The sequence below is a fragment of the Stappia sediminis genome (assembly GCF_009826895.1).
GTDB lineage: Bacteria > Pseudomonadota > Alphaproteobacteria > Rhizobiales > Stappiaceae > Hongsoonwoonella > Hongsoonwoonella sediminis.
The window spans coordinates 399,932-425,743 of record NZ_WUMV01000007.1; the positions used below are offsets into that span (position 1 = coordinate 399,932).

A 25,812-nucleotide genomic window follows, 5' to 3' on the forward strand; every position below is an offset into this window, starting at 1 on the left:
TAACCCTGTGATCGACCGCTCAGCCGCCACGCACCTCCCGCGGGCCGGCCGGGCCGGACATCGACAACGTGGAAACCCGAATGAACGCACCCAGTACCGAAAGGGCCGCCCTGGCGCTTGTCGCCCATGACGCCAAGAAAGGCGACATGGTGGAATTCGCGCGGCGGAACCGCTCCAAGCTTTCGGACTATCGGCTCGTGGCGACGGGAACCACGGGCGGGCGCATTCTCGAAGCCTGCCCCGACCTCGATGTTACGCCGCTGAAGAGCGGGCCGCTCGGCGGCGACCAGCAGATCGGGGCGATGATCGCGGAAGGCAGGCTTCACGGCCTCATCTTCTTCGCCGACCCCCTTTCGCCCATGCCGCACGACGTCGATGTCAAAGCGTTGATGCGCCTTGCCCTTGTCTACGATATTCCGATGGCCCTTAATCAGGCCACCGCGGAGATCCTGCTTCGCTCCGCAAGGCTCCAGGGCCTTGCGACCACCTCCCAGACACCCGAGATCACCAAGTTTCGCCAATGAGTTTCCAATCGACATCGATTCGCGCCCTGCGCTTTCCCGTGCTTATCGCCGATATCGGCGGCACCAACGCGCGCTTCGCCCTCGTCAGCGACGCCCACGCCGCCACGCAGGTGTTCGGACGAACCGACACAAGCGCCTTTGCGGGTTTTACCGAGGCCGCGAACCAGATGGCGCTCGACAAGACGTCGCTCCTGCCGCGCACCGCGGTGCTCGCCGTCGCCGGCCCCGTGACCGGCGACAAGATCCCGCTGACCAACGCCGACTGGGTGATTGAGCCGAATCGCCTGCTTGAAGAACTGGGACTTGAAACGGTGATCGTGCTCAACGATTTCGAGGCCCAGGCGCTGGCGCTGCCGGGTCTTGAGGGCGACGACCTCGAGGCGATCGGCGGCGGCACAGCGCTCGATTTCGGCGCGAAGGTGGTCGTCGGCCCGGGAACCGGTCTCGGCGCGGCCGCAATGGTGCACGCGCAGGACACATGGGTGCCGATCCCCGGCGAAGGGGGCCATGTGGAGCTTGGCCCCGTCAGCGAGGACGATGCGAAGATTTGGCCTTTCATCGAACGCCAGGAAGGGCGGATCGGCGCGGAGCGCATCATTTGCGGCGCGGGGCTTTTGCGCCTGGCGCGCGCCGTCGCAAAGGCCGACGGCGCGGAGCGCGACTTCTCCTCGCCCGAGGATGTGACCAAGGCGGCCGACGGCGGCGACGAAGTCGCGCGCCACACGATGGATGTGTTCGCGCGTGCTCTGGGCCGGGTGTCCGGCGACTTCGCGCTCACCTTCCTTGCCCGTGGCGGCGTCTTCCTTGCCGGCGGCATCCCGCCGAAGATCGACCGCCACCTCAAGGACGGCCCCTTCCGCGAGGCCTTCGAGGCGAAGGCGCCGCACAGCGCGCTAATGAAGACCATCCCGACCTACCTCGTGCGCCACGAAAACCCCGCGCTCGAAGGGCTCGCTTCTTTCGCGCGCACCCCGTCGCTTTTCGCCGTCGAGCTTTCGGGCCGCAAATGGGAAAGGCCAGCGCAGGACCGCGCGGCGGGGTAACCCCCCGAAGACCAACCGAATGGCCCGGCCGGATTTCTCTTCGCCACTGCCTATCGACGCGGTGCTGCCGGATCTGCTGGCGGCACTTGAAGCAGGGCCGAACGCCGTGCTCGTCGCCGATCCGGGCGCGGGCAAGACGACGCGCGTGCCGCTCGCCCTGCTCGACGCGCCGTGGCGCGGTGACGGGCGCATCATCGTGCTGGAACCGCGCCGCCTCGCCGCACGCGCCGCCGCCCGGCGCATGGCGCAAACGCTTGGCGAAGCGGTGAGCGAAACGGTCGGCTACCGTGTGCGGCTGGAAACGCGGGTGAGCGCCAGAACGCGCATCGAGGTCGTGACCGAGGGCGTCTTCACGCGCATGATCCTCGACGATCCGGAGCTTTCCGGCGTCTCGGCCGTTCTCTTCGACGAATTCCACGAGCGCTCGCTCGACGGGGATCTGGGGCTGGCGCTCGCGCTCGACGTGCAGGGCGCGCTGCGAGAGGACCTGCGCCTCCTGCCCATGTCCGCGACAATCGATGCGAAGGCTGTCGCGAGCCTCATGGGCGGCTGTCCGGTGGTGGTTTCCGAGGGCCGGTCCTTTCCCGTCGAGACGCACTACGTCGGCAAGGCCGGCGTGCGCGGGATCGAGGACCAGATGGCAGCCGCCGTCAAGAAGGCGCTTGGCGAAGAGCAAGGCTCCATCCTCGCCTTCCTGCCGGGCCAGAAGGAAATTCTCAAAACCGCCTCGCTGCTTGAAGACCGTGTGCCGGCAAATGTAGACGTCGCGCCGCTATATGGCGCGCTCGACGGCAAGGCGCAGGACGCCGCTATCCGGCCCGCCGCGAATGGCCGGCGAAAGGTGGTGCTTTCAACCGACATCGCGCAGACATCGTTGACGATCGAGGGCATACGCGTCGTCATAGACAGCGGCCTGTCGCGCGTACCGAAGTTCGAACCTTCCACCGGATTGACGCGCCTTGAGACGGTGCGCGTTTCCAGGGCGAGCGCGGACCAGCGGCGCGGGCGCGCAGGCCGCACGCAGGAAGGCGTGTGCTACCGCCTCTGGGACGAACCGCAAACGGCGGCGCTGCCCGTTCAGGACCGGCCGGCAATCCTGGAAGCGGACCTGACGCGCCTTGTCCTCGATCTGGCGCTTTGGGGCGAAAGCGATTCGGGAAAGCTTTCCTTCCTCGACCCACCGCCGAAGGGTGCGTGGACCGAGTCCGTGGAGCTGTTGAAAGCGCTCGACGCGCTGGACGACGAAGGGCGGATGACGGCGGCCGGCAGACGCCTCGCCGCCTTGCCGCTGCCGCCGCGTCTTGCCCATATGCTGGTGGAAGCGGGCGCGCAAGATGCCGGCGGGCTTGCCTCTGAAATCGCCGTGATCCTGACCGAACAGGGGGTCGCAGGGCGTTCCACGGATCTTCGCGAACGCCTGTTGGTTCTCAGGCGCGGCAAGGGACGGCGCATCGACGAGGCGAAGGCGCTTGCCCGGCGCTGGCGAAAGCTTGCCGGGATTGGCGAAGGGGATGCGGACCCGGAATCGGCGGGCGAAGTGCTGGCGCTCGCCTACCCCGAACGGGTTGCGCAGAGGCGCGACGGCAAGGGCGGTTTCCGGCTTGCGAACGGGCGCGGCGCGCTGCTCGAGCAGTCCGACCCGCTTGCCGGGGAGGCATTCCTCGTCGTCGCAGACATTCAAGGAACCGCCGCAAGAGGGCGGATCGCGCTTACGGCACCCATCGACAAGGAGGCTATCGAGCGGCTCTTCCCCTCGCATATCGAGGAAAAGACAGAAGTTGTCATCGACGCGAACGGTGCGATCCGCGCAAAGCGTCTGCGCCGCTATGGCTCGGTGGTGCTTGACGAACGCAACGAGCCGGATCCCGACCCGGAGGCTATCGCCGACGCACTTTTGTCGCTCGTCGGCAAGAAAGGCATTGCCCGCCTGCCCTGGACGAAGGCGCAGAAGGCGACGCGAGCGCGCATTACTTATCTGCACAACACACTAGGCCCGGAATGGCCGGACCTTTCCGACAAGGCCCTCGATGCCACGCTGGAAGATTGGCTGAAACCGCAAGTGGCAGGCAAGACGAAGCTCGATCAGATCGATGCGGAGTGCCTTGGCAATGCGCTGTCGGGTCTTCTTCCATGGGCGAGAATGGCCGAAGTGGACCAGCTCTTGCCGAGCCACTTCGAAGCGCCGTCAGGCTCCAGCATTCCCATCGACTACGATGCGGCGGAAGGACCGACATTGCGCATCAGGGTGCAGGAGCTTTTCGGCCTCGACCGGCACCCTGCCATCGCCGATGGAAAGGTGCCGCTGATCCTTGAGTTGCTTTCGCCCGCCCACCGCCCGATCCAGATCACGCGCGACCTGCCCGGTTTCTGGCGCGGATCATGGGCCGACGTGAAAGCCGACATGCGCGGGCGCTACCCCAAACATTCGTGGCCGGACGACCCGCTGAGCGAGCGGGCCACCAGCCGGGCGAAGCCTCGGAAGTGATCACGCATCCGACATGGACATGAGACTGGCGTTGCCGCCCGCCGCCGCCGTGTTGATGGAGACGACCTGCTCAAGCGCAAAACGCGTGAGGTAGGCCGGGCCGCCCGCCTTCGGCCCCGTGCCGGAAAGGCCGGAACCGCCGAAGGGCTGCGTGCCGACGACCGCGCCGATTATGTTCCGGTTCACATAGACATTGCCGACCGAAAGCCTGTCGACCACCGTTTTCACCGTTGCGTCGATGCGGCTGTGGACACCGAGCGTCAGGCCGTAGCCGGTGGCGTCAATCCGGTCGAGGACCTTCGGCAGGTCGGCGGCCTTGTAGCGCACGACATGCAGGATCGGGCCGAAGACCTCGCGCGTGAGCGCCTCCGGCTTGTCGAGCTCGATGATATGCGGCGCAACCCACGAACCATCCACGTAAGCGCCGTCCGGCACCTGCCCGGCATAGGCGATTTTCTGGCTCTTCTTCATCTCCTCGACATGGGCCATGAGATTGTCACGCGCTTCCATATCGATGACCGGGCCGATGTCGGTGGCCGGATCGGCGGGATCGCCGAGCTTAAGCTCCGCCGCCGCGCCCTTCACCATGGCGACGAGCTTGTCGGCGACATCGTCCTGCAGATAGAGGATCCTGAGCGCGGAACAGCGCTGACCGGCGGAGCGGAAGGCCGACATGATGACATCGTCCGTCACCTGCTCCGGCAAGGCGGTGGCATCTACCAGCATGGCGTTGATGCCGCCGGTTTCCGCGATGAGCGGCACGATCGGACCGCGCTTTTCGGCCAAAGTCCGGTTGATCGCCCATGCGGTTTCCGTCGAGCCGGTGAAAGCGACGCCCGCTATGCGCGGCTCCTTGACGAGGGCAGCCCCAACCGCGCCGTCGCCCGGCACGAAGAGCGCGGCATCCTCCGGCACTCCCGCCTTGTGAAGCAGCCTGAACGCCTCATAGGCGATGAGCGGCGTCTGCTCGGCGGGCTTGGCGATCACTGCGTTGCCGCTGACGAGCGCCGCCGTGACCTGGCCGAGGAAAATCGCGAGCGGGAAGTTCCAGGGCGAAATGCAGACGAAGACCCCGCGCCCGCGATGACGATAGCGATCCTCCTCCCCCGTGGGGCCCGGCATCAACGTTCCCTCGCCGAAGAGGACGCGCGCCTGGGCGGCGTAGTAACGGCAGAAATCGACCGCCTCGCGGATTTCGGCGATGCCATCGACGAGGCATTTGCCGCCTTCCTTCGCCAGGATCGCCATAAGCCGGTCGCGATTTTCCTCCAGAAGGTCTCCAAGCTTCGCGATCGCCGCCGCACGATCCTCCACCGGGGTGCGCGACCAGCGCTCAAACCCTTTGGACGCCGTATCGAAAATGGCGCCGACCTGATCCACGGTCGCTTCCTGAACGGAGCCGGCGATGCTCTTGCCATCGGCGGGAGAAAGGACCGGACGCTCAGCCCCTTTCGCCTGAAGCCCCTTGCCGAGCGGGCGGGCCCTGACGGCCGGAAATTCGGTTTTCGCCATGCCATCGACAAGCGCCAGACGCTCGGCCGAATAGCCGAATTCCATGCCTTCGGAGTTCTTTCGGGCCTCGCCGTAAAGATCGGCGGGAAGAGGGATCTTGAGGTTGCGCGCCTTTGTGCCGCCGGCAAGCACGTCCTGCGGACGCGTGATCAGTTCGCCGATGGGGACGCTGGTATCGCCCACCGCCGAGACGAAGGAGGAATTGGCGCCGTTTTCAAGAAGCCGGCGGACGAGATAGGCCAGCAGGTCACGGTGACCGCCAACGGGCGCGTAAATGCGGCAGGGATTGCCGTCGCGCTCCGCCACCGCGCGGAACAGGCTTTCGCCCATGCCATGCAGGCGCTGGAATTCGAAGCCGCCTTCTCCGCCCGCAAGTGCGAGGATCTGCGCGACAGTCAGCGCGTTATGCGTGGCGAACTGCGGGTAGATGCAGTCGCGCGCAGCCATGAGCTTGCGCGCACAGGCAAGATAGGAAAGGTCCGTTGCCGCCTTGCGCGTGAAGACCGGATAGTCCTGCGCGCCATGTTCCTGCGCACGCTTGACCTCCGTATCCCAGTAAGCACCCTTCACGAGGCGGATCATGAACTTGCGATCGAGCGCGCGGGCAAGGCCGATCATCCACTCGACAACGGCAACGCCGCGCTTCTGGTAAGCCTGAACTGCGAGGCCGAAGCCGTCCCATCCGGCAAGCGACGGATCGGCGGCAACTGCCGCGATCACATCGAGCGAGATTTCGAGCCGGTCCGCCTCTTCGGCATCCACGGTGAAGTTAAGGTCGTGCGCCTTCGCGGCCTGGGCAAGCTTCAACAGGCGCGGCACCAGCTCGTCGCGTACGCGCTCGCCGTTGACCGCCTCATATCGAGGATGAAGCGCGGAGAGCTTCACCGAAATGCCCGGCCGGTCGGGCAGCGGCTTCTTGCCCGCCGCCTTGCCGATCGCTTCAATCGCGTCGGCGTAGGACTTCGTGTAGCGCTCCGCATCCTCCGCGGTGCGTGCGCCTTCGCCCAGCATATCGTAGGAATAGCGGTAGCCCTTGGCTTCCTGCGTCTTCGCGCGGTTGAGCGCCGCCTTGATCGTCTCGCCGAGAACGAACTGATGGCCGAGGATGCGCATGGCCTGCCGCGTCGCGGTGCGTACCGCCGGCATGCCCATGCGCTTAACCAGCGACGAGAGGATCGTATCCGGCGCTTCGCCCGGATGGATGAGCCGAGAGGTGATGCCAAGCGCCCAGGAAGATGCGGAAACAAGCCATGTATCGGGCTGTGTGCCGTCGCCATCGCCAAAACGCGCGGCGGCAAGCTTGTCCTCGATCAGCTTGTCGGCGGTCGCCGCATCCGGCACGCGCAGGAGCGCTTCCGCCAACACCATGAGGGCAAGGCCCTCACGAGTCGAAAGCCCGTATTCGCGCAGGAAATCCTCAACCCCGCCGAGACCGCCCTGCGAGGAACGGATCGCGTGGATATAGTCGCTTGCGTGCTGATCTATGAGCTTTTCGCTCTCGGCATCGAAACTCGCTTGCGGGATGAGGGCGCGCACCGCCTCCTCGTCCGACGGCGCGAACTTCGCGCGAAACGGGGCTATCCCCTTGATACCCGGCTCGACCGCCTCAAGTGCCACGCTCATTCCACCCTCCTGACGCCATCCCATCTTGCGGGCCCACCTTGCGGGCGCAAACCAACCGATCCCGGACAAGCGGAACGCTTGCTCCTGAGCTTTTCGCTAGTATAATCGCAATTCGAGTGTACTTTTCTCCAAAGAATAGCCGCCCATTAGGGAAATATGCAAAAATGACAGTCGATACCGTGGAATCCACAGCCATAGATCGCATCGACCGCAAAATCCTTGCGGTTCTGCAAGAAGACGGGCGGATCACCAACACCGATCTTGCCGCGCGCGTGAACCTTTCGCCGACTGCCACCGCCGAGCGTTTCAAGCGCCTGATGCGGGAGGGCTACATCCTGCGCTTTTCCGCCGAGCTGCATCCCGGCAAGCTCGGTCTCGGCCTCCTCGTCTTCGTCGAGGTGAAGCTCGATCGCACGACGCCCGATATCTTCGACGCTTTCGGCCGAGCCGTTGCACGGGCGAGCGAAGTCCTTGAATGCCATATGGTGGCCGGTGGTTTCGACTACCTGATCAAGGCGCGGGTTCGCGACATGGCGGCCTATCGTGCCTTCCTGTCCGACACAGTGCTTGCGCTGCCCGGCGTGCGCGAAACCCACACATACGCGGTGATGGAAGACATCAAGGACACCCACGTGCTGCCGATCGCACGGTAAATAACCGCGGCCGCGCACACGAAATTGTCAAAAGCTCTTGTGTTGCCAAATGGCTTACGCTTCGGCACGTAAGTAGAAAGAACAAGAGTGGAGTCTTGTCGGGAATGCACAAAAAAATCGCTGTCGCACTGGCCGCCATCGCTCTCCTGGTTCTGCCCGCGAGGGCGGAAGGCCCGGACGCTGCCGATTGGCGGGCCGTGCTCGAGGACGCGAAGGGCGAGACGGTCTATTTCCACGCCTGGGGCGGGGAGCCGCGCATCAACGCCTATATCGAATGGGCGAGCGACATGATCGCGGCGAAATACGGCGTGCGTCTGGAGCACGTGAAGCTGGACGATACTGCCCACGCGGTAAGCCGCATCGTCGCGGAAAAGGCCGCCGGCAAGGACCATGGCGGCAGGGTCGATCTCGTCTGGATAAACGGCGAGAATTTCGCGGCTCTGAAGAACGCGGACCTGCTCTATTCGCCCGGTTGGGCGGAAAAGCTGCCGAACTGGAAATATGTCGACGTCGAGGGCAAGCCCGCCGTCGTGACCGATTTCACGGTGCCGACGGAGGGCCTTGAAAGCCCGTGGGGCATGGCGAAGCTCGTCTTCGTTCACGACAGCGCGAGGCTTGCACACCCGCCGAAAACACTCGATGGACTTTACGATTATCTTCTGGAGCATCCGGGCCGCTTCGCCTATCCCCAGCCACCCAACTTCCACGGCTCGACCTTTCTGAAGCAGGTTCTGGCAAGCGTCATCGTCGATCCCGCGAAACTTCAGCGCCCGGTCGACGAGGCGACCTTCGGGCAGGATGTGGCACCGCTTTTCGCCTATCTCGACAAACTGCACCCGAAACTCTGGCGCGAAGGCCGGGCCTTTCCGCAAAGTGCAGCGGACCTGAGGCGCCTGCTCGCCGACGGCGAAATCGACATCTCCTTCACCTTCAACCCCAGCGGAACGTCCGCGGCGATAGAAGCCGGCGAACTGCCCGACACCGTGCGCACCTTCGTGCTCGATGGCGGCACCATCGGCAACGCGCATTTCCTCGCCATTCCCTATAACGCCAACGCCAAGGCGGGCGCGCTCGTTGCCGCGAACTTCCTGCTGTCGCCGGAAGCCCAGGCGAAAAAGCAGGATCCGCACAACTGGGGCGACCCGACGGTGCTCGACGTGAATAAGCTTTCGGATGACGAGCGCGCGATTTTCGATGAAATAGATCTCGGCGTCGCAACCTTGCCGCCGGAAGACCTAGGCCCCGTCATTCCCGAACCGCATGCCTCCTGGATGACGCGGATCGAAGAGGAATGGATCGCGCGCTACGCCGCGCAATGAATTCTCCTTCCGGTCCTGTAAGGTGAGCGCATGCTCAGATTCGCGCCCGCGCTCACCATCGCCATCCTGATCGGGCCGGTGGCCGCCGGCATCATCGGCACACTGCTGCCGGCCTTCGGCTATCTGCCGGCGCTCGGCGGAGACGACTTCGGGCTGGAACCTTTCCATGCGTTGTTCTCGACGCCCGGCATCGCAACTTCGATCAGGCTCAGTATCGTCAACGGCCTTGGCGCGGCCGCCGGCGCCTTCCTGATCGTCATAGCCTTTACGGCCGCCTTCGAGGGAACGCGGACGTTCACCCAGATACACCGGCTGTTGTCGCCGCTTCTTTCCGTGCCCCACGCGGCGGCCGCCTTCGGCCTTGCCTTCCTGATCGCTCCAAGCGGCTTTGTCCTGCGGCTCCTCTCGCCCTGGGCGACGGGGCTGGACCGCCCGCCGGACGTCCTGATCCTGAACGATCCGGGCGGGATCGCCATGACGGCGGGGCTGATCGCCAAGGAAGCGCCCTTTCTGTTTCTCATGATGCTAGCCGCCCTGCCGCAATCGCAAAGCCGCGAAAGCCGGCAGCTTGCCACAACGCTCGGCTACCGCCGGGCGACAGGGTGGCTGCTCACGGTCCTTCCAAGGGTCTACCCGCAAATCCGCCTGCCGGTTTTCGCGGTGATCGCCTATTCCATCTCGGTGGTCGACGTCGCGATGATCCTCGGCCCGACGACGCCGGCTCCGCTTGCCGTACGCCTGACCCAATGGATGAGCGACCCCGACCTTACGCTCCGGTTCCAGGCGTCCGCGGGCGCGCTCCTGCAGCTTGGCCTCGCCGTCGCCGCAATCGCCTTGTGGATCGCGGGCGAGCGCTTCGCCGCACTTTTGGGCCGCAGATGGATCGAGGCAGGCACGCGAAGCATCGGCGACGGGCTGATTGCGACGATCGGGGCAAGCGCCATGGCGCTGATCGTGACGGGAATGATACTTGGCGGAGTGGCGATCGGCCTGTGGTCCTTCGCCGGCTTCTGGCCGTTTCCCGACGCGTTGCCGCAAACGCTTTCCGCCGCGAACTGGACGGCAAACCTGCCGCGCGCGGCAGACACCATCGCCATCACGGCCGGGCTCGGGCTTGCGGCAGCTTTCGTTGCGGTTGCGCTTGCGCTGGCCTGCCTTGAAAACGAAACCCGGCGAAATCTCGCAATCGAGCACCGCAGGCTCGCCCTGCTCTATCTGCCGCTCCTCGTTCCCCAGATCGCCTTCCTGTTCGGTCTGCAGATCCTGTTCCTGCTGGTCGGCCTCGACGCGTCGGTCTACGGCGTCGCGGGCGCGCATCTCGTCTTCGTGCTGCCTTATGTGTTCCTGGCGTTGAGCGACCCCTGGCGGGCGCTCGACCCACGCTACGGGCGAATTGCGACCGCGATCGGCGCGCGGCCGGCCCGCGTCTTCTGGCGCGTGCGCTTTCCCCTGGCGCTGAGGGCGGTCGCGACCGCGGGCGCCCTCGGCTTCGCGGTATCCGTGGCGCAATATCTGCCAACGGTGCTGATAGGCGCGGGACGGGTGGAAACGGTAACCACCGAGGCCGTCGCGCTCGCATCCGGCGGGGACCGCCGCCTGATCGCGATCTACGCCTGCCTGCAGATGCTACTGCCCTTCGCAGGCTTCCTGCTGGCGGGCGCGATTACCGGCTTCGCCTTCAGGAACAGGCATGCGTTGAGAACCGCCTCATGAAAAGGAAAACGATGCCGGAAGAAAATGGCGCGCTATGCTTCGAGAACGTCGTCATAACTCGAGGCGGCAAGCCGCTGATCGCGCTCGACGCCCGTATCGAGCCCGGCGATGTGCTGACCGTCATGGGCCCTTCCGGCTCCGGGAAGTCCACCTTGCTCAATTTCGCCGCCGGCTTCCTGCCGCCCGCATTTTCAGCCAAGGGAAGGGTGACGATCGGCGGCGAGGAGATAACCCGCCTTCCCGCGCATGAACGCCACTTGGGCCTTCTGTTTCAGGATCCGCTGCTCTTCCCGCATATTTCGGTGGAGGGAAACCTGCTTTTCGCCGTGCCGCAACATGTGCGCGGGCGAAAGGCCCGCCGCGAACGCGTCGCGGCCGCGCTGGCGGAGGTGGAGCTTGATGGCTTCGGCCCGCGCGATCCGGCAACGCTGTCCGGCGGGCAGAAAGCGCGCGTGGCGCTCATGCGCGTGCTATTGGCCGAACCGCGCGCGCTTTTGCTTGACGAGCCGTTTTCCAGGCTTGACCCGGACTTGCGCGCCCAGGTGCGCCGCCTCGTCTTCGGCAAGGCGCGCGAACGCGGGCTGCCGACACTTCTCGTAACGCATGACGCCGCCGACGCTGAAAGCGCAGGCGGCGTCCTTGTCAAAATCGGCGATCCTGCCTGAGACGCTTGACTCAGTCTTCGGCCTCGTTGGCGGGTGCGGCCTGAAGCTGGCCGTAACGCTCGATCCCGATCTGCTCGATAAGCTCAAGCTGCGTTTCCAGATAATCGATATGGCCTTCCTCGTCGGCCATGAGTTCCTCGAACAGCTTCATGGTGACGTAGTCGCCAGCCTTATTGCAGACGTCGCGCGCTTCCTTGTAGAGCGCGCGCGCGGAATATTCGCCGGCGAGATCGGCTTCCACGCACTCTTTCAGCGATTCGCCGATCCTGAGCGGGTCGAGGCTTTGCATGTTCGGGTGACCCTCGAGGAAGATGATGCGCTCGACGAGCTTGTCCGCGTGCTGCATCTCCTCGATGGACTCCTCGCGCTCCTTTTGCGCGAGTTTCGTGTAACCCCAGTCCTCGAGCAGGCGATAGTGCAGCCAATACTGGTTGACCGCCGTCATTTCGTGGCGAAGCGCGCGATTGAGATAGTCGAGTACCTTGTCGTCACCCTTCATTTCGCAGTCTCCTTTTCTTTCGCTTTTTCGGAACTATCGCCTTGTCGAGGCTCCGCCTCGTGAATGATCGGGATCACCGCCTTGAAGCAGCCGCCGCAGCGCGGCCGGTGCCCGAGCGCGCGAAACACGGCCCCAGGCGTCACCACCCCGCCGTCCGGCGCTTGCCTGAGACGCGCCGCCGCCTCCCGCAACTCCTTGTCGCTCAACACATTGCAGGAACAGACGATCACCGTCTTCTCCAAGATTGCATGCCCGGCGCTCAACGTACAGCAACGTCAATGACGCTGAAAAACCGTTCCCTGCGACAGTTGAACCTTCCAGCAGCCGGTTTCAAGGCCGAATTACAGGGAGCGGCAGGACCGGCAAGCGTCCACCGCACTCGTCGGGCAACGATCAGCACCATAGATATGACGGGATGGATGGGATAGACAGTCACTGGGATAAATGATCGCCCCGACACGAGGAACCTTGATGACAGCCACAGGCGAGACGCCGGACAATGGCCGCAAGACGATCGTCCTGACCGGCGCGAGCCGCGGAATTGGACATGCGACGGTAAAGCGCTTTTCCGCCGCCGGGTGGCGGGTGATCACCTGCTCGCGACACGCGTTTTCCGACAAGTGTCCGTGGCCGTCCGGCCCGGAGGACCATATCCAGGTCGACCTTTCCGATCCGGAAAACCTGGGGGTCGCCGTGGCGGAGATGCGAAAGCGCCTGGAAACGGAAGGTTCCAGGCTTCACGCCCTGGTCAACAATGCGGGCATCAGCCCCAAGGGCGAAAATGGAGAGCGTTTCAACTCGCTGACAACGCCGATGCACGCCTGGCGGCACGTCTTCCAGGTGAATTTCTTCGCTCCCATCATGCTCGCGCGCGGCCTCTTCAACGAGCTGAACGCCGCCGGCGGCTCCGTCGTCAACGTTACTTCGATCGCAGGAATGCGCGTCCACCCCTTCGCCGGCACGGCCTATGCCACGTCAAAGGCGGCCCTTGCAGCGCTGACCCGCGAAATGGCCGCCGATTTCGGCCCGCACGGCATTCGCGTCAACGCCATCGCACCGGGAGAGATAGAAACGTCGATCCTTTCTCCCGGTACGGAAAAACTGGTGGACGGGCTTCCGCTACGCCGTCTCGGGCGCCCGGACGAAGTCGCCGAGACGATATTCTTCCTGTGCTCCAGCCCATCCTCGTATGTCACCGGATCGGAGATCCATATCAACGGCGGCCAGCACGTATAAATTTTTTTTCGCGATTGGCGAAAACATGAATCGCATGCTTTGCTGCACCTGCAGCACCTTGTTATCATTATTTTTTTGCGTCACAGCAAAATCATTTCGCATATGCAATATTAACTTCGTAAATGCTTCTAATTTCGTAACGTAAACAAAATGACTTAAACGAAAATTTTAGAGATTGCTCCGCTAACTTCGCCTCCCGACCTTGCGGAACACCCGTGACACGACGCGGAGTTACAAATGCGATTTCTGGCGAAACTGAACCTTCAAACCATCATGGCCGCGGCCTCGGTCGTAATGATCGTCCTGGCACTCGGGACTGTAAGCGCCGTGATCTACTTCCTGATCTCCGACCAGATCACGCAGGACGCCATCGCGCGACAGAACGCAAGTCTGCGCGTCGCGGCCGAAATCGTGGAACGCGACCTGCCCGGCACCGAAATCGCCTGGGGCAAGGACGGCAATGTCGAACGCGTCGTGATGGAAGAAATACCGGAAGAATTCGCCAGCCACGAGATGATCGACACCGTCGGGCGCATGACGCATGAAACGGCGACGGTCTTCAAGTGGGACGACAAGACGCGCGACTTCTGGCGCAAGACGACCAACATCGTGAAGCCGGACGGCAACCGCGCCGTCGGCACCCAGCTTGGACAGAACGGGGCCGTCTATCCGGTGGTGACGAAGGGCGACACCTTCCGTGGCGAGGCCATCATCCTCGGAACTCCCTACTACACCATCTACGAGCCGATCTACTCCAAGCGCGGCGACATCATCGGCATCCTTTATGCCGGCGTCCGCAAGTCGGTGATCAACGCGCTGATGAACAACATCACCAGCAAGCTCATGATCGCATTCGCGGCGATCCTGCTGGTCGCTGGCGCCAGCATGACGTTCCTGGTGCGCACCCTGCTGCGCCCGATCCCGATGCTGGCGAATGTCACGCACCGCCTTGCCGAGGACGATCTCGACGTCGATGTGCCGTTCGCCGACCGAAAGAACGAGATCGGCCAGCTCGCCACCGCCATAGCGACCTTGAAGACGCGAGCGGAGGAACGCCGCGACCTCGCCGCCTCGCAGGAAACCGACGAGGAATCCCGCCGCGAGCGCCAGAAGCGCATCGAGCAGATGATCTCCGGCTTCCGCTCGCAGGTTCAATCCCTCACCTCTTCGGTCGGCGATACTGTCACCGGCCTTGAAGAGACCTCGCGTACGCTGACCGGCCTCGCCCGCGAAAGCGCTGCCAAGGCAAGCGAGACGGCAACCTCAAGCGACGAAGCCAGCCAGAACGTGGAGACGGTCGCCTCGGCTTCCGAGGAACTGACCGCCTCGATTTCGGAAATCTCGCGCCAGATCGGACAGACCATGAAGGTGGTCAACCAGGCGACGGAAGGGGCGAAATCGACCAATGAGAAAGTCGCGAGCCTTGCGTCCGCCGCCGGCAAGATCGGCGAGGTCGTTACCCTTATCCAGGCGATTGCCGAACAGACGAACCTGCTTGCGCTGAACGCCACCATCGAAGCTGCGCGCGCCGGCGAGGCGGGCAAGGGCTTCGCCGTCGTGGCGGCCGAGGTGAAGGAGCTTGCGACCCAGACCTCCAAGGCGACGGAAGAAATCTCCGGCCAGATCTCCGCCATCCAGGCTTCCACCCGCGAGGCGGTGACGGCGATCGGCGAGATCACCGAAACCATGGACGAGGTCAACGGCTACACGTCATCCATCGCCACTGCAGTCGAACAGCAGGGAGCGGCGACCAACGACATTTCGCAAAGCGTGCTGCAGGCCGCGCGCGGAACGTCTTCGGTCACACAGAACATGACCGGTCTTTCGACCACCGTCGACCAGACGTCGGCCGCCGCCGACGAGGTGCTTCGCGCCTCAAGCGACATGGCGTCGAAAACCACTGCCCTCAACAGCGAAATCGAACGCTTCCTGAACGAAGTTTCGGCGGCCTGAACCAGGCTTGCAAAGCAACCGCCTGTCATGGAAACGGGGCCTCGGCCCCGTTTCTTGCGTCTGGGCCATTATTATTCCGTTTACCACGTTAGACTTTCTATCTATTTGTTTTCCCTGCGTAAATTAAACTTACCCGACGTTGGATTTACCTCTCCTTCATTCCCCGCGTATTAGCCTTTCGAAGAATAAGATCACTGTTTCTGGGGGAGAAGTACGTTGCGTGTCCTCAATATCATCAACAACCTGCGCTTTTCAGCGAAGATCGGCGGCGGCTTCGCTGCCGTCCTTTTGCTGACGGCCGTCGTCGGCGCGGTCGGGACATTCGCCATTCGCGGCCTGACGACGCAGATGGAAACATCCGACCACGCCAGCCAGGTTATTTCCCAGCTGCAGGAAGTTTCGGCCACGCGCGAGACCTATCTTGCCTCGCGCAAGGAAGAGGATGCCTCGGCCCATCAGCAATCGGTGGATACTCTGCTCGGCAAGCTCAACGTTCTCAGGAACGACCTTGCGTCCAGACCGGAAGGATCGGGCGAGCTTGACGGGGCGGTCGACGCGGTCAACGGCATGGGCGCAACCTTCGGCGAAGTTACGGAAGTGCTTGGCGAGCAGGACGCGCTTCTCAAGGACCTTTCGGTCGCCGTAAGCCGCCTTGGCGCTTTCGCCACGACCATCGACAGCCAGGTTCAGAATATTCGCCGCGCGGCAAGCCGCGATGCGCTCAATGCCTCCAGGACAAGGGAGCAGGCGGACGCGCTCGGCCGGTCGATCGCCGATGCCCAGGAAAACGCGCTGACGATCCAGTATCTCTTCCTTCAGGCGACGACCTCGACGGCAGCGGACAGCTTCGATACCGCCGCGGGACGCGCGATCGAAATGAGCGAGACGCTTGTGGAAGTCGCCGATCAGAAGGTTTCCGGCATCGACCAGGCCGCCCTGAAGGAACTGGCCAATCAGTCGATGAAGCTCAACGCGGAGTTCGATGAACTGCTCGGCACGACCGACTTCACGAAGGTCTATGCGCTGCGCCAGCAGATCAAGGCCACCATCGAAAACATCAACAACGCGATGACGATCCTCCGCCAGGCCGCCTATACGGCGATCGACAAGGCGCAATACATCGACGGCAAGGCAAACACCGAGCTTGCCGCCGTCGACATGGTATCGGCCAATACGGTGAAACTCAGCCAGGCCGCGCTCAACGTCCGCGCGACCACCATGGAACTGCTTGCGGGCGTCGGCCGCACTTCGGCGTTCAATGTGCAGACGCGCCTTGCAGAACTTCAGCAGGCCGCGCAGCTGCTGAAAGCCGACGCCACGGCCTTCGCCTCGATCGCCGACACCGTGGCCAATATCGAGGAGCAGATCGCAGCCTATGAAAAGGCGTTCAACGCCGTGATTTCCGGACGGCAGGCGCTTTCGCAGAAGCAGTCGCTTCTCGACGAACTGTCGATGGACGTGCGCAGCCGCATCGGCGCGCTGGCCGAAGCCCAGTCTGTGGCGGCAATGACGAGCGGCACCTTCGCTCTGACGACGATCGGAATTACTCTCGCCGCCGCAATGGCCATCGGCATCGCGCTCGCTTTCTTCCTGTCGATCGCAATCAGCAAGCCCACGCGCCGGCTGACGGACGTGATGGGGCGTCTGGCCGAGGGCGACACGAGCGTCGACCTTGCCGACAGCGAGCGACGCGACGAGATCGGCGACATGAGCCGCGCCGTCCAGGTCTTCCGCGACAACGCCATCGAGCGCGAGCGCCTTCGCGGCGAGCAGGCGCGTGAGCAGGAAGCCCAGAACGCGCGCCAGAGCCGCATCGAGACGCTGATCTCCGATTTCCGCGGCACGGTGGGCGAACTCACCTCCTCCGTCGGCGAAACGGCCGAAGGCCTTGAGGCGACCGCACGCGCGCTGACGGGAATTGCGAGCGAAAGCTCCGACCGTGCAACGGAAACGGCGAACGCCAGCGACGAGGCCACCTCCAACGTGGAAAGCGTCGCGAGCGCCGCCGAAGAACTTGCGGCCTCAATCTCTGAAATCGCACGCCAGGTGGGCCAGACTACCGAAGTCGTCAACCAGGCGAGCGAAGGCACCCGGGCGACGAACCAGAAGGTGGAAGGACTGGCCGCCGCCGCCGGCAAGATCGGCGAGGTCGTAACGCTGATCCAGGCGATCGCCGAACAGACCAACCTGCTGGCGCTCAACGCCACCATCGAGGCCGCGCGCGCCGGCGACGCCGGCAAGGGCTTCGCCGTGGTGGCGGCCGAGGTCAAGGAACTCGCCAACCAGACGTCAAAGGCGACGGAAGAAATCTCCGCGCAGATCTCCGCGATCCAGGAGTCCACCCAGGAAGCGGTGGACGCCATCGCCGCGATCACCGGCACTATGTCGGAGGTGGACACCTATACCTCCGCCATCGCCTCTGCCGTGGAGCAGCAAGGTGCGGCGACCAACGAGATTTCCGGCAACGTCCAGAAGGCGGCGCAGGGAACGACCTCGGTCAGCGGCAACATGGCGGAACTGACGCGCGCCGTCGCGCATACCAACGAATCCGCCGACCAGGTGCTCGCCGCCTCCACGACCGTTGGCGAGAAGACGCAGATCCTGAGCGAAGAGATCGAGCGTTTCCTGCGCGAGGTCGCAGCCGCCTGACGATCAGCAAAAAGCGGACAATAAAAAACGGGCGGTGCATCGGCACCGCCCGTTGTTGCATTCATCGGGCGCCGGGTTTCAGCCCGCTGCGGCAACCGCGCGCTTGGCCATGACCGTCACGAGGTTCGCACGATAATCCGCCGAGCCGTGAATGTCGGAAAGCATATCGCCAGAGGACACCTTCACGCCCGCAACGGCATCTGGCGACCAGTTCGACGATAGCGCCTGCTCCATTTCCGCGACCCGGAAGACGCCGTCCTCGCCGGCGCCCGTCACCGCGACGCGAACCGAACCGTCGGCCAGCTTCGCGGCGAAAACTCCCGTCATGGAGTAGCGCGAGGCGGGGTTGGGGTATTTCGCGTAGGCCGCTTTTTCGGGTGCCGGGAAGGTAACGGCGGTAACGATCTCATCCGGCTCCAGTGCGGTCTCGAAAAGGCCGGTGAAGAAATCGTCGGCGCTCAATTCGCGCTTGTTCGTCGTCACCGTTGCATTCAGCCCGACGAGCGCGCCGGGATAATCCGCCGCAGGATCGTTGTTGGCGATCGAGCCGCCGATCGTTCCCATATGGCGCACGTGCGGGTCACCGATCTCACCAGCGAGCGATGCGAGCGCGGGGATTAACCGGCGGACGGTCTCGGAACCCGCGACTTCGGCATGGGTGACGGCAGCACCTATGCGCACGCCGCCGCCGCCCGTCTCCGTGATGCCCTTGAGATCGTCGATATGGCGAAGGTCGATCACATCCGAGGGTGCTGCGAGACGCTGCTTCATGGTCGGGATCAGCGTCTGGCCGCCGGCGAGAAGCTTGGCCTCGTCCGACTTGGCAAGAAGGGCCGCGGCATCGGCGACCGTTTTGGGTCGATGGTAGTTGGTCTCGTACATGGACAAATTCCATCCGTTGAAGTTGAAAGGCGGCGCCGGCCCTGAAGCCGGCGCCTCTCATCTCTTATTCGGCGGCCTGTGCCGGCCGGGCGGCGGCGAGCGCGCGCCACACCCTTTCGGGCGTTGCCGGCATTTCCAGGTCGTTGTTGCCGATCGCATCCGTGATGGCGTTGATGACCGCTGGCGGCGAACCTATGGCGCCCGCCTCGCCGCAACCCTTCATGCCGAGCGGATTGCCCGGGCAGAGCGTCTCGGTGGTCATCAGGTTGAAGGAGGGCACATCGTCCGCGCGCGGCATGCAATAGTCCATATAGGACGCCGTGACGAGCTGGCCGCTTTCGTCATAGGCGGCGTTTTCGAGAAGCGCCTGCCCGATGCCCTGCGTCAGCCCGCCGTGCACCTGCCCCTCGACGATCATCGGGTTGATGATCTTGCCGAAGTCGTCGGCGGCGACGAAGTTCACGACCTCCGTCTTGCCCGTGTCCGGATCGATCTCCACTTCGCAGATGTAGGTGCCGGCCGGGAACGTGAAGTTCGTCGGATCGTAGAAGGCGCCTTCCTTCAGGCCCGGCTCCATGCCTTCCGGCATGTTGTGCGCCGTATAGGCGGCGAGCGCGAGCTGGAAGAACGGCGTCGACTTGTCCGTGCCGGCGACCTTGAACTCGCCGCCCTCGACGACGATGTCCCCTTCGGAGGCCTCCATCAGGTGGGCGGCGAGCTTCTTCGCCTTCGCCTCGACCTTGTCGAGCGCCTTGACGATCGCCGACATGCCGACGGCGCCCGAACGAGAGCCGTAGGTGCCCATGCCGAACTGCACCTTGTCGGTATCGCCGTGGACGATCTGCACCGTGTCCGTGCCGACGCCGAAGCGGTCCGCGACAAGCTGGGCGAAGGTCGTCTCATGGCCTTGGCCATGGCTGTGCGAGCCGGTGAGAACCTCGATCGTGCCGACCGGGTTTACGCGAACTTCCGCCGATTCCCACAAGCCGACGCCCGCGCCGAGCGAGCCTACGGCTTGAGACGGAGCAATACCGCAAGCCTCGATATAGCAGGACATGCCGATGCCGCGCAGCTTGCCGCGCGAGGCCGCTTCCGCCTTGCGCGCGCCGAAGTTCGCATAATCGGCGGCCTTCATCGCCGCATCGAGCGAGGCGTTATAGTCGCCGGAATCGTAACACATGATGACCGGCGTCTGGTGCGGGAACTCCGTGATGAAGTTCTTGCGCCGGAATTCCGCCGGATCCATGCCGATCTCGCGCGCCGTCGTCTCCATGATACGCTCGACGAGGAAGGTCGCTTCCGGACGGCCCGCTCCGCGATAGGCATCCACCGGCGTGGTGTTGGTGTAGACCGTCTTCACGTTGCAGTGGATGGCCGGGATGTCGTACTGGCCCGACAGGAGCGTGGCGTAAAGATACGTCGGTACAGACGACGAGAAGAGCGACATATAGGCGCCGAGATTGGCGACCGTCTTCACCCGAAGGGCCGTGATCTTGTTGTTTTCATCCAGCGCGATTTCCGCGTGAGATTTATGATCGCGGCCATGGGCATCCGTCAGGAACGCCTCCGTACGGTCGGCGACCCATTTGACCGGGCGCCCGGTGCGCTTGGAGGCCCAAAGACACACCATCTCTTCCGGATAGATGTAGATCTTTGAACCGAAGCCGCCACCGACGTCGGGCGCAATCACCCGCAGTTTGTGCTCCGGCGCGATGTTGTAGAACGCGGAAAGCACGAGACGCGCCACATGCGGGTTCTGCGAGGTCGTCCACAGCGTGTAGTGCTCTTCCGCCTCGTCGTAATCCGCCAGGGCCGCGCGCGGCTCCATCGCGTTCGGCACAAGGCGATTGTTGGAAATCTCCATGCTGGTGACATGCCTGGCGCTGTCGAAGGCCGCGTTCACCGCCGCCTCGTCGCCGATTTCCCAATCGTAGATCAGGTTGTTTTCGGCTTCCGGGTGAAGCTGCGGAGCACCCGGCTCCATTGCCGCGACCGCGTCGACAACTGCCGGCAGTTCCTCGTAATCGACGACGACGGCCTCCGCCGCGTCGCGCGCCTGGGCGAGCGTATCCGCAACGACGACCGCGACCGCCTGGCCGACGAACCTCACGATTTCCGGTTCGAGCGCGCGCCACGCGCCCATCTTCATCGGCGTGCCGTCCTTGGAGTGGATCATCCAGCCGCAGATGAGGTTACCCACACCGTCGCCGACGAGCTGATCGCCGGTGAGGACCGCTTCCACGCCCGGCATGTCGAGCGCTGCCGAAGCGTCGATCGACTTCACCTTCGCGTGGGCGTGCGGCGAACGCACGAATGCCGCATAGCCCATTCCGGGTACGGTCATATCGTCGGTGTATTTGCCCTTGCCGGTGATGAACCGGCGGTCTTCCTTGCGCTTCACACGCGCACCGATACCGTCAACTCCCATGGTATTCTCTCCTTGGGTCCGCCCTTAAGCGGGATTGTTCCTCGTCTGGATCAGGGTCTTCTTGTTTATTCGCGGTTATTCGGCGGCTTGCGCGGTGCCGGCCATGGCATCGGCGGCGGCTTTGATCGCCTTGACGATGTTGTGGTAGCCGGTGCAGCGGCAGATGTTGCCGTCGAGTTCCCTGCGGATCGTCGCTTCGTCAAGCTTGGCGCCGTAACGGTTGATCATGTCGGTGGCGGCCATGATCATGCCCGGCGTGCAGAAACCGCACTGCAGGCCGTGATGCTCGTGGAACGCCGCCTGCACCGGGTGCAGTTCGCCGCTTTGGGCGAGGCCTTCGATCGTGACCACTTCGGAACCGTCCGCCTGGGCGGCGAGCATGGTGCACGCCTTCACGGCCTTGCCGTCGACATGCACGACGCAGGCACCGCACTGCGAGGTGTCGCAACCCACATGCGTGCCCGTAAGCCCGGCGTTTTCACGCAGGAAACTCACGAGCAGCGTGCGGTCCTCGACCGTCGCCGAGCGTTTCTTGCCGTTCACCGTAATGGTGACTGTCGCCATGGTAGTCCTCCCTTTCGATTTGTACCGGGCGTCAATCGGCCCGGAATCCGGCATTTTGGACAAACTGGAGAAAGAGGCGCCCGAACCTTTGTCGGGCGATCCCGAAAATTCAGCTCATGAGAGCAAGTACGACGATGATCGCGCCGAGCGCGATCAGGCCCCAGACCATCGGTCCGCCATAGGCGTTCTTGGCCGCCGCCGTCTCGACCGTTTCTTCCGCGCGGTGCACCGCGTCCTCGACGCTGTGCTCGACCTTGCTGGCGAGCCCGCTGACCTCCTCGGCCATATGCTCATCGGCGATCGACCGTGCCTCCTCGATGACGCCGGGGTCCGGCTCCTCGGACGCCGTTCCGCCACCTTCGACCTGCGAACGGAAGTTGGCGAAAAATTCATCCGCCATCTTGCGCGCCGTCGAATCGATAAGCCGGGAGCCGAGCTGGGCAAGCTTTCCGCCGACTTGCGCCTTCACGACGTAGGAGAGCAGCGTTTCCCCACCGTCTTCGGCGAGGCTCACATCGGCGGAGCCCTTGGCGAAACCGGCGACGCCGCCCTTGCCCTCGCCGACGATGCGATAGCTCTCGGGCGGCTTGATATCCTCAAGCGTGACGTCGCCCTTGAACTTCGCCTTCACCGGCCCGACCTTGGCGGTGACCAGCGCGTTCATTTCCGTATCGGATTGTTTTTCCAGGGACTCGCAGCCGGGAATGGAAGCCTTGAGCACCTCCGGATCGTTGAGCGCTTCCCACACGCGGTCGCGCGGCGCGGCGATCCGATACTCACCCGTCATATCCATGGGGTTGTCGACCTCCCGTTTTTTATAGAGCGCCGTTCGGGACGCTTGCCGTCCGCCGGTTCCGGCTGCCGCTCTCGCAATTCTCTCGTTACATTACAATACATTGGAGGAGCGCTCGTCGCATGACAAGCGTGTGAGAAAAGAAATACCCAATGGCCCGCGATCCGTCGCCGCGGCGACGCTGCCCGCAATGCCGATGAGGGCAGAAAGCACCATCCATTCCTCCCGATAAATGCGTGCCTTGAAGCTTTTGTTTTCAAAAACGACCAAACCCGGCGGGAATTGTCAAAATATTTCGGGAAAGCGCCTGCATGATGATGCAAGGCGCCCCTCGCGAAGGCCACGAACGCCACCTGACTTGTTGACCAATGCCTCGCCCGGTCCTAATGCGTTGCGGATCGTCCATTCCAACATTAAGCGAGCCCGACTTGTCTGCCCTTTCCCGATCTTCCGCCATGCCGGAACCCGCACCGCGCGGGAAAACGCCCGCCGAGCACTGGCCAGTCGTTCTGGAAACGCGCGGCTGGGAGGATTACGCGCTCATCGACATGGGGCACGGGCGCAAGATGGAACGTTATGGCCCGGTGACGGTCGTGCGGCCCGAACCGCAGGCGATGGGCATTCCGCGCCTGAAGGAAGCCGCGTGGGAGGGCGCCGACGCGGTATTTACCGGTGACGTGGATGAAGAAGGCCCGGGCCGCTGGCGCTTCAACCGCGACCTGCCCGAAACCTGGGAGATGGCGTTCGGCCCTGCCCGTTTCCATGGCCGCTTCATGTCGTTTCGTCATGTCGGCGTCTTTCCCGAGCAGGCGGCCCACTGGGAGTGGATCGTCGATCAGGTGAAGGCGGCGAAGCGCCCGCTCAAGGTGCTGAACCTCTTCGGCTATACCGGGCTTGCCTCTCTTTTGCCGGCCGCCGCCGGCGCGGAAGTCACCCACATCGACGCATCGAAGAAGGCGATCGGCTGGGCGCGCGAAAACCAGGCGCTGTCGGGTCTCGATAATCTTCCGATCCGCTGGATCTGCGAGGATGCATCCAAGTTCGTTTCCCGCGAGATCCGGCGCGGCAACACCTATGACGGCATCATTCTCGATCCCCCGAAATACGGGCGCGGACCCAAGGGCGAGGTCTGGGATCTCTTCACCAGCCTTCCCGGCATGCTCTACGACCTTGAAAAGCTGCTTTCGCCGGAAGCGCGCTTCATGATCCTGACGGCCTACGCGATCCGCTCGAGCTTCGTCGCCATCCACGAGCTGATGAACGAGGCGCTCCACCGCCGCGGCGGGCTGATCGAATCCGGCGAACTCGTCATTCGCGAGGAACGCGGGCGCGAAGGTAAGCCGGCGCGCGCCCTTTCGACCTCCCTCTTCAGCCGCTGGAGCGCACCATGACGGGCCAAAATCCGGACCGCCCGCGCGCGGGCGCGGTCAAGCAGATCACTTCGCACTCGAACCCGCTGGTCAAGGAGATCAAGGGGCTGGTGGGCATGCGCAAGCACCGCACGCAATCCGGCCTTTTCGTCGCCGAAGGGCTGAAGCTCGCGACGGATGCGCTCGATGCCGGCTGGAGCGTGCGCTATCTCGCGCTCGGACCCGACGTTCGCGACAACGACCGCGCCCAGCAGGCGGCGGCAAGGGCACGCGCCAAAGGCGCGCTCATCCTTGAAATGCCGACGCAGATCCTCTCCGCCATTACCCGGCGCGACAACCCGCAGATGGTCGTCGGCGTCTATGAGCAAAAGCTGCTGGCGCCGCAGGACATCCGCCCGGAAGGAACGCATGTGTGGATCGCGCTCGACCATGTGCGTGACCCGGGCAACCTCGGCACGATCATCCGCACCGCCGATGCGGTCGGCGCAAGCGGCGTAATCCTCGTGGGCGAGACGACCGATCCCTTCGCCGTTGAAGCGGTACGTGCGACAATGGGTTCGCTGTTTCACGTGCCCCTCGTGAAGATGAGCCGCGAAGACTTCAAATCCTTTGCCGGCAAATGGCCGGGCACCGTCGCCGGCACGCACCTGAAGGGCGAAGAGGACTACCGCGAAGTCGAATACCTGTCGCCGACGCTGCTTCTCATGGGCAACGAACAGGCCGGCCTTCCCGACGATATGGCCGAAACCTGCAACGAGCTTTTGCGTATCCCGCAACTGGGCCAGGCCGACAGCCTGAACCTTGCCGTCGCCACGGCCGTGATGCTGTTCGAGATCCAGCGCCCGAGGCTGAAACTTTGAAGGAGGCCCCCTGATGCGTCTGTTCGTTTTCGGCCTCGGCTATTCGTCCCGCGCCTTCGTGGAGGAAGTGCGCGAGCGGTTCGACTGGATCGGCGGCACGACCCGCTCCGCCGAAAAGGCGGAAGCGCTGCGGGCTGCAGGCGTCGAGCCGTTCCTGTTCGACGGCTTTTCCGCCTCGCCGGAGATTGCGAATGCGCTCGCGAACGCGAGCCATGTCCTCCTTTCCATCGCGCCGGGAGATGAAGGCGATCCGGCGCTCAAGCTTCACGGACACGATATCGCAAAAGCCAGGCCGGAATGGATCGGCTATCTCTCCACCGTCGGCGTCTATGGCGACCACGGAGGCGACTGGGTGGATGAGGAAACGCATTGCAAACCCGTTTCGCGCAGGTCCGTATTGCGGGTCGCGGCGGAAACGGACTGGCTCGATTTCGCGGCGAGCGAAACCCTCAACCTTCAGATCTTCCGCCTGTCCGGCATCTACGGTCCGGGGCGGAACGCCTTCGTCAACCTGGAGAAGGGCAAGGCCAAACGCCTGATCAAGCCGGGGCAGGTCTTCAACCGTATCCATGTCGCGGACATCGCCGGTGCGCTTGCCGCCTCGCTCGCCGAGCCCGATACGCGCATTTACAACGTGAGCGACGACGAGCCCTGCCCGCCGCAGGATGTCGTCGAATACGCCGCGAAGCTGATGGGCATTGAGCCGCCGCCGGAGATCGACTTCGAGACGGCGGATATTTCGCCGATGGCGCGATCCTTCTACGGCGAAAACAAGCGCGTTTCGAACGAACGCATCAAACGGGAACTCGGTTATCGTTTCCGCTTCCCGAACTACCGGGTGGCCCTCGATGCGCTTTATCGCGGCGGCTGGCGGTAAGGCGCCGCAAATAATGTTATCAATTCGTAAACCATAATCGTCCATACTTTGCTCAAGTATCGCGGCTTGCGGGTCGATGGCCGCAGGCTGGCTCTACGAATGGGCCACCTGATACGGCATCCGCACGTGCTTGCGAGACCATAAGATTAACAAGGGGTTGAAGA

General features: G+C 63.8%; 20 protein-coding genes. 13 read left to right on the forward strand and 7 right to left on the reverse strand.

What is annotated here, in order from left to right; translation table 11 throughout:
* Window positions 1–80: 80 nt before the first annotated feature.
* The 3 genes from GR183_RS16150 to hrpB are packed head-to-tail and all read left to right on the forward strand — an operon-like array spanning window position 81 to window position 4,052.
* Complete coding sequence (locus GR183_RS16150; RefSeq protein ID WP_160776670.1) at window positions 81–524, forward strand: methylglyoxal synthase; 444 nt, start codon at window positions 81–83, stop codon at window positions 522–524.
* The gene (gene glk / locus GR183_RS16155; protein WP_160776671.1) at window positions 521–1,567 is read left to right on the forward strand and encodes a glucokinase; all 1,047 of its coding nucleotides are present in this window, start codon (window positions 521–523) and stop codon (window positions 1,565–1,567) included. The genes GR183_RS16150 and glk overlap by 4 nt, the downstream gene beginning before the upstream one ends.
* 19 nt (window positions 1,568–1,586) lie before the next feature.
* On the forward strand, window positions 1,587–4,052 hold the full coding sequence (hrpB, locus tag GR183_RS16160; protein ID WP_160776672.1) for an ATP-dependent helicase HrpB: 2,466 nt from the start codon (window positions 1,587–1,589) through the stop codon (window positions 4,050–4,052).
* On the opposite strand, the gene putA is transcribed toward hrpB, so the two are convergent.
* Entirely contained in the window at window positions 4,053–7,187 is a 3,135-nt protein-coding gene (gene putA / locus GR183_RS16165; RefSeq protein WP_160776673.1) for a bifunctional proline dehydrogenase/L-glutamate gamma-semialdehyde dehydrogenase PutA, read from the reverse strand. It lies immediately after the preceding gene.
* A 164-nt stretch (window positions 7,188–7,351) separates the two neighbouring features.
* On the opposite strand from putA, the gene GR183_RS16170 reads away from it, so the two are divergent.
* The 4 genes from GR183_RS16170 to GR183_RS16185 all read left to right on the forward strand — a co-directional run bounded on the left by GR183_RS16170 (window position 7,352) and on the right by GR183_RS16185 (window position 11,537).
* Window positions 7,352–7,840, forward strand: coding sequence for an Lrp/AsnC ligand binding domain-containing protein (locus GR183_RS16170; protein WP_160776674.1), 489 nt, complete (start codon window positions 7,352–7,354; stop codon window positions 7,838–7,840).
* Window positions 7,841–7,944: 104 nt separating this feature from the next.
* Window positions 7,945–9,159: an ABC transporter substrate-binding protein gene (locus GR183_RS16175; protein ID WP_160776675.1), complete on the forward strand. Its 1,215-nt coding sequence runs from the start codon at window positions 7,945–7,947 to the stop codon at window positions 9,157–9,159.
* Between the two features lie 30 nt (window positions 9,160–9,189).
* Window positions 9,190–10,872 (forward strand): ABC transporter permease, encoded by a 1,683-nt coding sequence (locus GR183_RS16180; protein ID WP_160776676.1) that lies wholly within the window; start codon window positions 9,190–9,192, stop codon window positions 10,870–10,872.
* Window positions 10,869–11,537 (forward strand): ATP-binding cassette domain-containing protein, encoded by a 669-nt coding sequence (locus tag GR183_RS16185; protein ID WP_160776677.1) that lies wholly within the window; start codon window positions 10,869–10,871, stop codon window positions 11,535–11,537. Before GR183_RS16180 ends, GR183_RS16185 begins: the two co-directional genes overlap by 4 nt.
* A gap of 10 nt (window positions 11,538–11,547) precedes the next feature.
* Here GR183_RS16185 and bfr read toward each other — a convergent pair whose 3' ends face one another.
* Window positions 11,548–12,036: a bacterioferritin gene (gene bfr / locus GR183_RS16190; protein ID WP_160776678.1), complete on the reverse strand. Its 489-nt coding sequence runs from the start codon at window positions 12,034–12,036 to the stop codon at window positions 11,548–11,550.
* Window positions 12,033–12,266, reverse strand: coding sequence for a (2Fe-2S)-binding protein (locus GR183_RS16195; RefSeq protein WP_160776679.1), 234 nt, complete (start codon window positions 12,264–12,266; stop codon window positions 12,033–12,035). The genes bfr and GR183_RS16195 overlap by 4 nt, the downstream gene beginning before the upstream one ends.
* Before the next feature lie 241 nt (window positions 12,267–12,507).
* Between GR183_RS16195 and GR183_RS16200 the strand changes: the two genes are divergently transcribed.
* From GR183_RS16200 to GR183_RS16210, 3 genes are all read left to right on the forward strand, one after another.
* Complete coding sequence (locus GR183_RS16200; protein ID WP_160776680.1) at window positions 12,508–13,272, forward strand: SDR family NAD(P)-dependent oxidoreductase; 765 nt, start codon at window positions 12,508–12,510, stop codon at window positions 13,270–13,272.
* A gap of 237 nt (window positions 13,273–13,509) precedes the next feature.
* The gene (locus GR183_RS16205) at window positions 13,510–15,225 is read left to right on the forward strand and encodes a methyl-accepting chemotaxis protein (RefSeq protein WP_160776681.1); all 1,716 of its coding nucleotides are present in this window, start codon (window positions 13,510–13,512) and stop codon (window positions 15,223–15,225) included.
* Window positions 15,226–15,441: 216 nt separating this feature from the next.
* Complete coding sequence (locus GR183_RS16210; protein ID WP_208999880.1) at window positions 15,442–17,874, forward strand: methyl-accepting chemotaxis protein; 2,433 nt, start codon at window positions 15,442–15,444, stop codon at window positions 17,872–17,874.
* A 78-nt stretch (window positions 17,875–17,952) separates the two neighbouring features.
* Here the strand turns inward: GR183_RS16210 and GR183_RS16215 are convergent, their stop codons facing one another.
* The 4 genes from GR183_RS16215 to GR183_RS16230 all read right to left on the reverse strand — a co-directional run bounded on the left by GR183_RS16215 (window position 17,953) and on the right by GR183_RS16230 (window position 22,541).
* Window positions 17,953–18,756, reverse strand: a complete 804-nt coding sequence (locus tag GR183_RS16215) for an FAD binding domain-containing protein (RefSeq protein ID WP_160776682.1) — start codon at window positions 18,754–18,756, stop codon at window positions 17,953–17,955.
* A gap of 64 nt (window positions 18,757–18,820) precedes the next feature.
* On the reverse strand, window positions 18,821–21,184 hold the full coding sequence (locus tag GR183_RS16220) for a xanthine dehydrogenase family protein molybdopterin-binding subunit (RefSeq protein WP_160776683.1): 2,364 nt from the start codon (window positions 21,182–21,184) through the stop codon (window positions 18,821–18,823).
* 75 nt (window positions 21,185–21,259) lie between these two features.
* Window positions 21,260–21,748: a (2Fe-2S)-binding protein gene (locus tag GR183_RS16225; RefSeq protein ID WP_160776684.1), complete on the reverse strand. Its 489-nt coding sequence runs from the start codon at window positions 21,746–21,748 to the stop codon at window positions 21,260–21,262.
* A gap of 109 nt (window positions 21,749–21,857) precedes the next feature.
* Window positions 21,858–22,541, reverse strand: coding sequence for an SRPBCC family protein (locus GR183_RS16230; protein ID WP_160776685.1), 684 nt, complete (start codon window positions 22,539–22,541; stop codon window positions 21,858–21,860).
* A 455-nt stretch (window positions 22,542–22,996) separates the two neighbouring features.
* Between GR183_RS16230 and GR183_RS16235 the strand changes: the two genes are divergently transcribed.
* Genes GR183_RS16235 through GR183_RS16245 form a run of 3 tightly spaced genes read left to right on the forward strand, consistent with a single transcriptional unit; the run spans window position 22,997 to window position 25,648 of the window.
* Window positions 22,997–23,932, forward strand: coding sequence for a class I SAM-dependent methyltransferase (locus GR183_RS16235; RefSeq protein WP_202396136.1), 936 nt, complete (start codon window positions 22,997–22,999; stop codon window positions 23,930–23,932).
* Window positions 23,929–24,771, forward strand: a complete 843-nt coding sequence (locus GR183_RS16240; protein ID WP_160776687.1) for a TrmH family RNA methyltransferase — start codon at window positions 23,929–23,931, stop codon at window positions 24,769–24,771. The genes GR183_RS16235 and GR183_RS16240 overlap by 4 nt, the downstream gene beginning before the upstream one ends.
* Window positions 24,772–24,784: 13 nt before the next feature.
* Entirely contained in the window at window positions 24,785–25,648 is an 864-nt protein-coding gene (locus GR183_RS16245) for an SDR family oxidoreductase (RefSeq protein WP_160776688.1), read from the forward strand.
* The last annotated feature ends 164 nt before the right edge of the window (window positions 25,649–25,812 follow it).